General features: G+C 53.8%; 5 protein-coding genes. 4 read left to right on the forward strand and 1 reads right to left on the reverse strand.

The annotated features are described in order from the left end of the window. The 3 genes from MXE41_RS05210 to MXE41_RS05220 form a co-directional block, all read left to right on the forward strand. Positions 1-368: autotransporter domain-containing protein (locus tag MXE41_RS05210; RefSeq protein WP_247099600.1), on the forward strand; the 368-nt coding region annotated here is incomplete at its 5' end. 1348 nt (positions 369-1716) lie between these two features. Continuing rightward, positions 1717-2574: a CatB-related O-acetyltransferase gene (locus MXE41_RS05215; RefSeq protein ID WP_246978982.1), complete on the forward strand. Its 858-nt coding sequence runs from the start codon at positions 1717-1719 to the stop codon at positions 2572-2574. A 635-nt stretch (positions 2575-3209) separates the two neighbouring features. Continuing rightward, entirely contained in the window at positions 3210-4046 is an 837-nt protein-coding gene (locus tag MXE41_RS05220) for a hypothetical protein (protein WP_247099602.1), read from the forward strand. Positions 4047-5144: 1098 nt separating this feature from the next. Here MXE41_RS05220 and gltX read toward each other — a convergent pair. Further along, complete coding sequence (gene gltX / locus MXE41_RS05225) at positions 5145-6554, reverse strand: glutamate--tRNA ligase (protein ID WP_247099603.1); 1410 nt, start codon at positions 6552-6554, stop codon at positions 5145-5147. A 1028-nt stretch (positions 6555-7582) separates the two neighbouring features. On the opposite strand from gltX, the gene ptsP reads away from it, so the two are divergent. Next, entirely contained in the window at positions 7583-10519 is a 2937-nt protein-coding gene (ptsP, locus tag MXE41_RS05230) for a phosphoenolpyruvate--protein phosphotransferase (protein WP_247099604.1), read from the forward strand. The last annotated feature ends 810 nt before the right edge of the window (positions 10520-11329 follow it).

Consider the following 11329-nt stretch of genomic DNA (forward strand, 5'->3'; position numbering starts at 1 on the left):
CTGTTGGCTTTGACGGCGGCTCTGCAGCCTCTGTTGAGAACTCAACTGCCAACGTATTCTCCATCCCTGTCGGTGTAACCATCGCCAAGGAGTACGCTGGTGAGCAGTGGACTGTCAAGCCATCCTTCGACCTTACCTTAACCGGTAACTTCGGTGATGACACTCTGGACAGCACTGTAAACTGGACCGACGTAACCAACTGGAGCGTTGCTACCAAGTCCGAGTTTGTTGACAGCTTCACCTACGGCGCTGCCATGGGCGTAGCCGCCAAGTCCGGTAACCTGGGCGTTGGTGTTGGTCTGAACTACACTGGTTCTTCCAACATCAAGGAGTTCGGCGCTTCTGCTAACGTACGCTACGTATTCTAATGATGCAGTAACATTGTTCTGCAGTTAATCAGGCCAGCACAGCACGCTGTGCAGACCTTAGGGCAGCCCGCAACGGGCTGCCTGTGCAGACATGCTGCACTGTTAGTACAGCTCGAATTATTATGTACTGCATAACAGTTGAACCTGCTCTGATAAGCTGCAGTCAGCTTTACGATAGGCAAGCTCGTAGAGATGACAGCAAGCCATTGGGACAATGACAACGTTTGCAGTACCCCAATAAATAAGGGCAGCCCCTGCTCGTCAGGAAGCTGCCTTTTTCATTGGCATACACATCGATGTATTTGCAATTATAATGTTATGTTTTTATTCTTCTCTATGGAAAAACGTTTTTACTCAATCCAATTGGGCGCTTTCTAAAATGTTTTATTATGACAATAGGTTAATATTATTTGGTAACAGCTGTTTATCCGAGCGGCGATTATCTCTCTTAGTTCTCACATTGTGAGTTTCTGATGCTGCAGATCTGACTCTTACGACTTTCCTGATTGTCCTGACATCTCCGCTTTAGATTGCCCTTGATCTGCATATTCAGCTCTTAACCAAGCACAGTATGGCTACCAAATGACTGCCTGCTCTAAAGACCGCGCTCATTGCTTGTATGACAACCATGGGATTAGCAGTACATCAGACATTGGCTGCCGCATTAATCCAAATCGCTTAAAGACGGGAGATAAAGGGCAGTGTGAATCTGATTAGGCGAACTCGTTGGTGAGGGAAAAGCACTTGAGGTACTGTGGATCCCTGCCTAACACACATGACAGGAGCAGCGCCGATGAGCGCCAATACTGGCGCTTATGAATAATGCTGCCCAAGTTGCCAGCAAAGACGTACCATGGCATGACATGTCATGTCAGGTCCCGTCTGGCGCTTCGTGCAGTGACTGGTATGGACCTGCCATGGTGGCGCGGCAATATCCAGGTCATGAGTTGCATGGCTGTTTGGCGATGTGGCCTGGTGTGAGATAATCGACTGTTCATATCACTTTGCAGCTGTGGAGTCATAGCTGTACAAACAGGATGAACCATCCTTAAGGGTCACTCTGTCTGCAGCGTAAAGCCCGCAGATCTGCATATATGTGAGCCACTCATGCATCCTCAGGTGCTGTGCCCGGTGCCGATGTCCGTACATATGCCGCTGCACTCAGAGCCTGTCTTGACCTCATAGCAGCCCTTTGCAGTTATCTGGTCATGGGCTTCTGCTTCTGGATTATGAATGCATACTACAGACTGGTTGTAATACAGGATGCGTGTGCTGGCTGCAGGCCTCAGACTTCACAGACATGTTATCTGCCTTACTGAATATGGCTCCCGGCTAACAGGAATATCCAATGCCACTTGTCAGACTTAAACCTACAGAACTATCCGAGCAGCTGCGCAATCAGCTGGCCTCACTGCATCTGCGTATTTATGGTGACATCAGCTTTGCACGTAACCTCAGGTTCCGTGGTCCGGTTAATATTGGACGTAACTGTCTTGCCTTTCGCATGCAGATTGATGCCTATACCGAGGTCTCCTTTGAGACCATGATGGCTACCAGCAAGCTGGGCCGCTACTGCTCTGTTGGGCATCGAGTGGACATGAGCATGGGTAACCACATTATGACCTACCCTACTACCAGCAACAGCTTCTTCAATAACCACGCTTTCATGCACTACTCAGGCGAGATCAAGAAAGCCAGTCCCGCTATGGTCGCTCAGGGTGGCGACACCAGTCAGATAGAGATTGGCCATGATGTCTGGATTGGCGCTCACGTCAAATTTGCCAAATCAGTAAAGGTAGGTCATGGAGCTGTCATAGGAACCGGCACTGTAGTCACAAAGGACATCCCTCCTTACGCCATTGTTGCCGGAGGTGGCAGCAGCGGCTCCCAGCGAATTCTGCGCTACCGCTTCTCTGATGAGATAATCAGCGACCTGCTGGAGCTCAACTGGTGGGACTATGATGTACCCCGTATGATTGCCTCAGGGGTTGAGGTGCCATCTACCGACGTAAAGGACTTCATATCCTTCTTCAAAAACGAAGACAGGGAAAAGCTGCTGCAGCTCTGTGAGCCATGGCTTCTGGTATGCGTACCAGATCCTGAAACGGCCTATGTGTTCCCATCTGAGCCTGACAGCTTTATGGACTTCAACTGTGTTGAGGTCAATGATGAAGGACAGGCTGTACGTGCCTTCCTGCAGCGCTGACCAAATGTCTCCTGAGCAGAACTGCAACTGACCACTTATCATACAAGCACGCAGGTCATATTGCAGGTCGATACTGCTCGTGAACGACTGTAACACCTCACAGTCGCAGCCTGAAGCTCGCTCATAACTGGCGTAGTCTCAAACCGGCCTCTGCAGCAGCAGAAAACAGCTATACCTGACGATGCGGCCACGGGCTGCCCACAGCGTATGTGTAGTACGAGGTGCTGAGCACTGCAGTGAAGCGCCCTGCAAGGCTGTGCTCAATGGGATATTACTTAACTGCATAAAGGTCGGCATGAATGACAGTGCTTTACCCTTGCCATGAGACGCTCTCAGTTGTGAATTTACCCACTCGCCTCAAGGGTTGCTGGTTAGAGCTGAACGTACTTCATTGCATTGATGGCTGCAGGGTGGAGCTGAATATACTTACTTGCATTGAGGGCTGCATATTTGAGCTGACAGCAGGCCTTCGACAGCTGGCAGCGCCCGCGCACTAATCAGTCCATTCCCAGCCTAAGGGCCACTATAACTGTACATGAGAATAATCAATGCCACTGGTCAAACTTCAACTTGCCATCCCCTCTTCTGCCATCAGGGACAGTCTTAAAAAAGTATATCTGTCCGTGTCAGATCAGGTGGCCATATCCCGTAATCTGCGCTATCGCGGCCCGGTTCATTTTGGCAATAATTCACATGCTTTCCGCGTGCAGATTGACGCCTATTCCTATGTTGCCCACCACAGTACCGTGATCACCACCAGCATTGGCCGCTACTGCTCTGTTGCTCATAATGTAGATATGGGCATGGGCTTTCATGTCATAGACCAGCCAAGCACATCCAGCAGCATGTTCAACAACCGCCTCTTTATGTATTACTCAGGAGATATTCCTGTACCCAATCCGGTATTTGCTGAAAATGGCGGAGATACCAATGAGATAACAGTAGGCAATGATGTCTGGATTGGCGCCCATACCAGATTCCCCAAATCAGTAACCATTGGCCATGGTGCCGTCATTGGTACCGGCACTGTGGTGACAAAGGACATTCCTCCTTATGCCGTGGTAGTAGGTGGTGGCAGCAGCGGCTCTCAGCGTATTGTCCGTTACCGCTTCTCAGATGAGATTATCTCTGACCTTATGGATATCAGGTGGTGGGACTACGATGTACCACGAATGGTAGCCTCAGGTATCAAGGTCCCCCGCACAAAGGCTGAAGACTTCATCTCCTTCTTTAAAAACGAGGACAGGGAAAAGCTCATTCCCCTTTCTGAGCCATGGCTGCTGGTAAGCATCCCGAACAGCGACACAGCCTACATATTCCCAACAGAGCCGGACACCTTTATGGACTTCAACTATGTAGAGGTTGATGACGATGGTAAGGCCATACGCGCTCTCATCCATATCGATAAAGATCTGGCCAACATGAGAGATCATATGCTCAAATCTCTGGGAGAAGAGCAGAAAAAGGGCTGAAAGAGCCCTGGCTTACGCCCTTTAAAAAGGCAGCAACCCTGACGGGCTGCTGCCTTTTCATCTTTTCTCACACACATACCTGAGACCTGTTCTCCGCCCAGCCAGACAGCGCTCATCCATGTGACAACATGCATGTCCTACATGCCCCCTAACTGTCCGTCTCTCAACCATACCCCATCACTGAAGCTCAAGCTGCAGGCTGCCATCACTCAGTAATACGACCAGCCTTACCGGATGTCCTTATAGCCATACCGGTCAGCCTCTCTTACCTGCTGTCCTTACCGCCATATGGTACTGCCAGCCTTACCAGCTGCCCTTACAGCCATACCAGAGAGCCAGCCTTACCAGCTGCCCTTACTGCCATGCCAGGCCGCCATCCTTAGCGTCTGTAATAACAGCCATACAGTACTGCCAGCCTTACCAGCTGCCCTTACAGCTATACAGTACCGCCAGCATTACCGGCTGTCCTTACAGCCATACAGTATCACCAGCCTTACCGGCTGTCCTTACAGCCATACCGGCAGCATCTCTTACCGACTGCCCTTACAGCCATATAGTACTGCCAGCCTTACCGTCATATAGTACTGCCAGCCTTACCGGCTGTCCTTACAGCCATACAGTACCGCCAGCCTTACCGACTGTCCTTACTGCCATACAGTACTGCCAGCCTTACCGGCTGTCCTTACAGCCATGCCATGCAGCCATCCTTAGCGTCTGGCATAACAGCCATACCAGGCAGCCTCTCTTACCGGCTGTCCTTACAGCCATACAGTACCGCCAGCATTACCGGCTGTCCTTACAGCCATACTGGTACTGACTGACAGCAACCTCCCAGCCAGACAGACTGACCTGCGCTCCTTTACTGGCAGAGCGTCTGGCAAGCATCAGATGGGATTTCAGGCACAGAAAAAAGCCATGCAGGCCGGGCCGGGCAGAGCGTGACTGTAAACGAGCTCTGCGTGTATGGCCTGGGCCTGCATGGCTGTGATGTCTGCCGTGCCCGTCCCTGCACTGCGTTGAGGTCAGCGCTGACAGGAGCATGGCTGCTGGTATTCAGCTGTGGATGAGCTTTCGGGGCTCTTGCTCTTTCTCTTTCTTTTACTTTGAGAAAGCGGCGATGGCGTCTTCGATGCGCTTGAAGGCACGCTCGCGGCCTACCAGCTCCATGGTGTCACCAATGCCAGGTGAGGTTGGGGTGCCGGTCATGGCCAGACGTAATGGCTGACCTACCTTGCCCATGCCTACCTCATGACGCTCAGCTACGCCCTCAAGAGCCTTGTCGATGACGGCAGCTTCCCAGGTCTCAAGGCCCTGCAGAGTGGTCAGACAGTCCTTGAGAATCTCTACTGAGCCTTCCTTGATCCACTTCTTTACGCCGGCAGCGTCGTACTCATTGATGTCCTCAAAGTAGCAGCGGGTCTTTTCAGCCATTTCCTTGAGGGTGTGGGTACGCTCACAGTAGTTCTTTACTACCAGCTCAAGGCATGGGCCTTCGGCCTTGTCGGTGTCGATGCCAATGCGGGCAAAGTGCCACTTGAGCTCGGCTGCTACCTGGTCACGTGGCAGTGACTTCATGTACTGGGCATTTAACCACTCAAGCTTCTTGGTGTTGAAGCTGGAGGCTGACTTGTTAATCTGCTCAGGGGTAAAGAGCTCAATCATCTCAGGTACGGAGAAGATTTCCTGATCACCGTGAGACCAGCCCAGACGTACTAGGTAATTTAACAGAGCCTCAGGCAGATAGCCGTCCTCACGGTACTGCATGACGCTTACTGCACCATGGCGCTTGGACAGCTTGTTGCCGTCATCACCAAGAATCATGGCTACGTGACCAAATACAGGCTCTTTGGCACCCATGGCACGGTAGATATTGATCTGACGTGGGGTATTGTTGACGTGGTCATCACCACGGATAACGTGGGTAATACCCATGTCAAAGTCATCTACTACCACACAGAAGTTGTAGGTTGGAGTGCCGTCAGAACGCTGAATGATGAAGTCGTCCAGCTCGGAGTTCTGGAAGGTAATCTTTCCCTTGACCATGTCATCAAATTCAACAGTGCCGCTGTCTGGATTTCTAAAGCGCACTACATATGGCTCATCATGGCTGTGCTCGGAGTGGTCATCACGGCAGTGACCGTCATAGCGTGGCTTTAAGCCTTTGGCCATCTGGTCATTACGTACTTCCTCAAGGCGCTCCTTGGAGCAGTAGCACTTGTAGGCCTTGCCATCCTTAATAAGCTGGTCAATAACTTCCTTATAGCGGTCAAAGCGCTTTGTCTGATAGTAAGGACCCTCATCCCAGCTGAGGTTAAGCCACTCCATGGACTCTAAAATGGCGTCAATGGCTGGCTGAGTGGAGCGCTCTCGATCAGTATCCTCAATACGCAGCACAAAGGTACCGCCACAGTGACGGGCATACAGCCAGGAGAATAAAGCTGTTCTGGCACCACCCACGTGCAGATAGCCGGTTGGGGAAGGTGCAAAACGTGTTTTGACTTTTTCCATCTTAAAGTTCCTTTAGCCACAGTGCGGAGTAGGAAGTGCCCGCACCTGTAAAAATCTGACCTGCACCTGCCCTGGCAGCACTTGCAGCCTCATGACCTGTACAGACCGTCAGCCCCAACATCTGTTAAGACATCGCGGGCCAAAATTGCGCCTATTTTAGCACTTATGTATGTCTATGGCGCCCGCCCTGGGCAAAGATAACAGCCGCCCTCCCCATCGCCTGTCCTATGCTCACTGAGCTCGCACTGGCCCTGCAGGCTCACCAGACATCACAGGGCCATACCGCGCCAGGCAGCGCCCGCGCCGTGCCCTCACAGACCAGCCTAGCCCGCTCCGTCCCCGCGCCGACTCCGCCATCTACTGAAGCACCTGCAGCTCGCGCCGCGTCACTGAGACTGACCCAACCTCCTCACTTGCCCAGGCTCCTCAGTCGACCTCATCCCTGCAGCATGAACCGCAGCAGCAGCAGCCATACCTGCTGCCATTGCCGCTGCAAGCGCCCGCCCCTACCTGAGCTGTTGCTGTTTAGTACAGCTGCTGCTTGCAGTCAGAGTGCCTCTCGTACCTCTGTACAAACAAAGGTCCCAGCCGGCATTCTCAACTGTCCCTGCTCTCTGTCCCTCGGTATGGACAGCCTGATGGCCAATATCATGACCCAGGTACTGTCCCAGGCCCTCAATCCCCATCCCATATCCAATTCGGCCTTACCCTCACCTGCCTGTCTTACCCGCACCCGGGGTGAAATGGAGCAGGAAATAATTTCGGGACAATATTCAGCACCAAAAGTACCTCTTTGTACCTCAGGCAGTGACATAATGCCTTGTCTTTGCCCGCTCTGATGGCAAAAAGTTCTGGTAATTACAGGATGGTATCAGCCGATTGGCGCGTGCAAAGCGCTGATTTGGAGCTGTGCGTATATTTTCTATGCTAATTCGAAGTTTTCAGAGTGCTGGAGCCGGGGCTGGTATGGGTTATGATCATCTAATTGCCAGAAATCAGGACAAGGAAAATTGAGCGACCACAACCCCATGGATAAGCAGACACAACCAGGCAGTGCCCCTGAAGGTGCTGTCCATACAGGTCATGACCATTATCAGGATAACAGCTCCCTCAATCAGGCTGAGGGCTGTAATACCTGCAATACAGGCACAACAGATTACAGCAGCTCTGGGCAGGACAGTGCCCCGGGCTGCCCAGAGCACAGCAATGCCTCTGGAGCTCACCAGCACGACCAGCTGCACGACCAGGGCAGCCTGGAGGCCGGTGACCACCATCACGACAGCAACCACAGCACAGACAGTGGCATGGACCACAATGGCAGCAGCGCAGGCGCTGAGCATCATGGCGACAAGGACAGCCAGGACAGTGCACCCCACCATCACCAGGACTGTGGTACCACTGAGGCTGGTGATGCCGGCATGGGCCATGATGTCCATGAGGGTCAGGCATGCCATGATGCCCAGGCTTGCCATGATGACCATGATGCCCAGGCATGCCATGATGCCCAGGCTTGCCATGATGACCATGATGCCCAGGCATGCCATGATGCCAGTGGCGACCATGACTCCCATGGCAGCTGCTCCAGTGGCGACAGCTGCCACAGCACCGCTCTGACAGTCATGACTGAGGGCAATGATGCCGCTCATGCTGAGGCTGCCACTCAGGACCACGGTGCTCAGGTCTGCCCGGCTCCGGCTGATTCAGCTGGCACCGCTGATGCTGGCGTCCATGGCGGCTGTGACGGGCACTCTGCCCCTGACAGTCAGGCCGATTCTGGTGCTCATGCAGAATCAGCTGCTCAGGACTCTCCTGCAGTCGCCGGTTCGGGCAGCCGCTCCAGTGATCTGAGCACTGAGGATGCCCACTCCAAGGTTGAGCAGACATTGCAGGTGGCTGAGGCCGCTGCTGCCGCCGCTGTGGCGGCAGCCGATGCAGCACATCTGGCTGCTGCTGATGCCGTGGCCGCTGCCAAGGCACTGAATTTTGCTCACGGCTATGAGGGTGTGCTCATGCAAAGTCCTGAGTTTCAGGATTTCTCCTCTGCCACCGAGCCTTTAAGCCATGGTACCGGGGGACTTAGTAACGCCCCTTACAGCTCAGTTCGCATTATTGACTCAGCAGGCACAGCTGAGCCGGTACCGCCTGTGGTAATGGGTACCCCGGCCTATATGCTCATGCCGGGCAGCTCTATTGCTGCCAGCGCCAGCCTGCGTCACCACAATAATGATCTCAAGAGTGATGTGGCTACCTCCGGTCTGCATTATGACGACGACACTATTTCCTTTAATACCGCCAGTGAAACGCCTGAAATTGAAAATGACGGCCGTCATAAAGTGATTCACGGTACCCCGGCCAGCCGTGGTATTGCCATGGGCCGTATCTGCTTTATGCAGCGTCATGCCCCTCTGGCCTCCAGGCGCGGTATTGAAGATGCCGATGCTGAAGTGGCTCGCTTTGAAAAGGCCAGAGCTGAGGCCATTGCCCAGCTGGGCTCTCTTTATGAGGTCACAGTAGAACGCCTTGGTGAACAGAATGCCGTAGTCTTTCAGATTCACCAGATGATGCTTGATGATCCTGATTATGTTGACGCCATTGAGCAGACCATCAGAGATGAAATGGTCAATGCTGAATATGCCGTTGAGGTAACAGGCCACAAGTTTGCTGAGTTGTTCAGCCAGATGGACAACGATTACATGCAGGGCCGTGCCGCTGATGTAATTGACGTGTCCCGACGCCTGAGCGATATCCTCAATGAAAACTCGGGCTTCAAGCAGCCACACCACCTGGTCAATGCCAATGAACCTGTGATTCTGGCCACAGACGATCTGGCCCCTTCTGAAACCGTTCAGCTCGACCAGAACCTCGTCAAGGGCATTATTACCTCCGAGGGCTCATCCCGCTCGCATACTGTTATCTTTGCCCGTACTCTGGGTCTGCCTGCTGTTATCAGCATAGGCAACCGCCTGACCCCGGATCTGGAGGGCAAGCTGGCCATTATCGATGGTGGTGCCGGCCGCGTCATTATCGATCCTGATGAAAAGACCCAGGGGATATATGCTGACCGCAAGCGTACTGAAGATGCTCTGCGTGCCCGCCTCGAGCAGTTCCGTGGCCGTGAGACCAGGACCTTAAGCGGTCGCAAAATCAGCCTCTATGCCAATATCGGCGCCGTATCTGATCTCGATCTGGTCAAGAGCTCAGATGCCGAAGGCATTGGTCTGTTCCGCTCTGAATATATCTACCTGTCCTCATCAGATTATCCTTCTGAAGAAACCCAGTTCAATATCTACAGGGAGACTCTCTCTGCCATGGAGGGCAAGAGAGTGATTATCAGAACCCTGGATATAGGCGCTGACAAGACAGCTGATTACTTCATGCTCAAGCATGAGGAAAATCCTGCCATGGGCATGAGAGCCATTCGTATCTGTCTTACCCAGCCTGAGGTCTTTAAAACCCAGCTGCGTGCCCTGTACCGCGCCTCGGTCTATGGCCGTCTGGCCATTCTCTTCCCTATGATTTCCTCAGTAGAGGAGGTCAAGGACTGCCGCCGTATCTGTGAGGAGGTCAAGGAAGAGCTGCGCCGTGAGGGCAGGGAATACTCAGATAACATTGAGCTGGGCATTATGATTGAGACTCCGGCCTCAGCTGTTATCTCCGACCTGCTGGCCGAGCATGTCGACTTCTTCAGCATAGGCACCAATGACCTTACCCAGTTCACCCTGGCTGTTGACCGTCAGAATGCCGAGCTGGGCCGCTTCTTAAACCCTTATCACCGTGCCGTTATCCGCCTGATTGAAATGACAGTCAACAATGCCCACAAGCATGGCATCTGGGTAGGTGTATGCGGTGAGCTGGCTGCAGATGAGGGCTTTACCCATGAGCTGGTGCGCATGGGCATAGACGAGATCTCAGTGGTGCCATCATCAGTACTGATGATACGCGCCCGAATCTCCACTCTGGGCTGACGCCTGTCGACTGCCGCGCCTTGCGCGCCCTGCGCAGCATGGCGCAATGCGCCTTGCGCCCCATACGCTGCGCCATCAGGCCAGGATTGAGACTCGGGCTGTGATGGCCATCTGGCGCGCAGGCCACCTCTCGCCGCTGCGAGCATGCTGCGCCATGCTGCGGGCGGCCCGTCGCCTGGCAGCATTGCACCGACTGCGTCATCCTTACGCCGGAGGCTTGTAGCAGCCGCACATGCCAGACGCCTCGTTATGCTGTGGGCCGAACGTTGCCTGGTGCCCTTGCGCGGCTGTGTCGTTACACTGCGCAGGGCTCGTTGTCTTGTGGCGCGGGTATAGTGCCTGTTCATGCCCCTGTACAGCCTTCCTGGTCAACTATAGGGGCTATGATGTCATGGTCTGAGGCGTGGGGACTTTTGGTGCCGCTGCACCGGCTGTGTTGTCACGCTGCGCAAGGCTCGTTGTCTTGCGGCGCGGGCAGAGTGCCTGTTCATGCCCTTGCGCAGCCGGCCTGGTCAACTATAGGGGCTGTGATGTCAGGGCTGAGGCGTGGGGGCTTTTGGTGCCGTAGCACCGGCTGTGTCGTCACGCTGCGCAAGGATCGTTGTCTTGCGGAGCAGGCAGAGTGCCTGTTCATGCCCCTGTACAGCCAGCATGGTCAACTATAGGGGCTATGATGTCATGGTCTGAGGCGCTGGGGCCTTTAAGGTGCCGCTACACGAATGTGTCGTCACGCTGCGTAAGGCCCGTCGCCGGGAACGCGGGCATAGTGCCTGTTCATGCCCTTGCACAGCCGGCCTGGTCAACTATAGG

This window comes from Anaerobiospirillum sp. NML120449, assembly GCF_023051105.1.
GTDB lineage: Bacteria > Pseudomonadota > Gammaproteobacteria > Enterobacterales > Succinivibrionaceae > Anaerobiospirillum.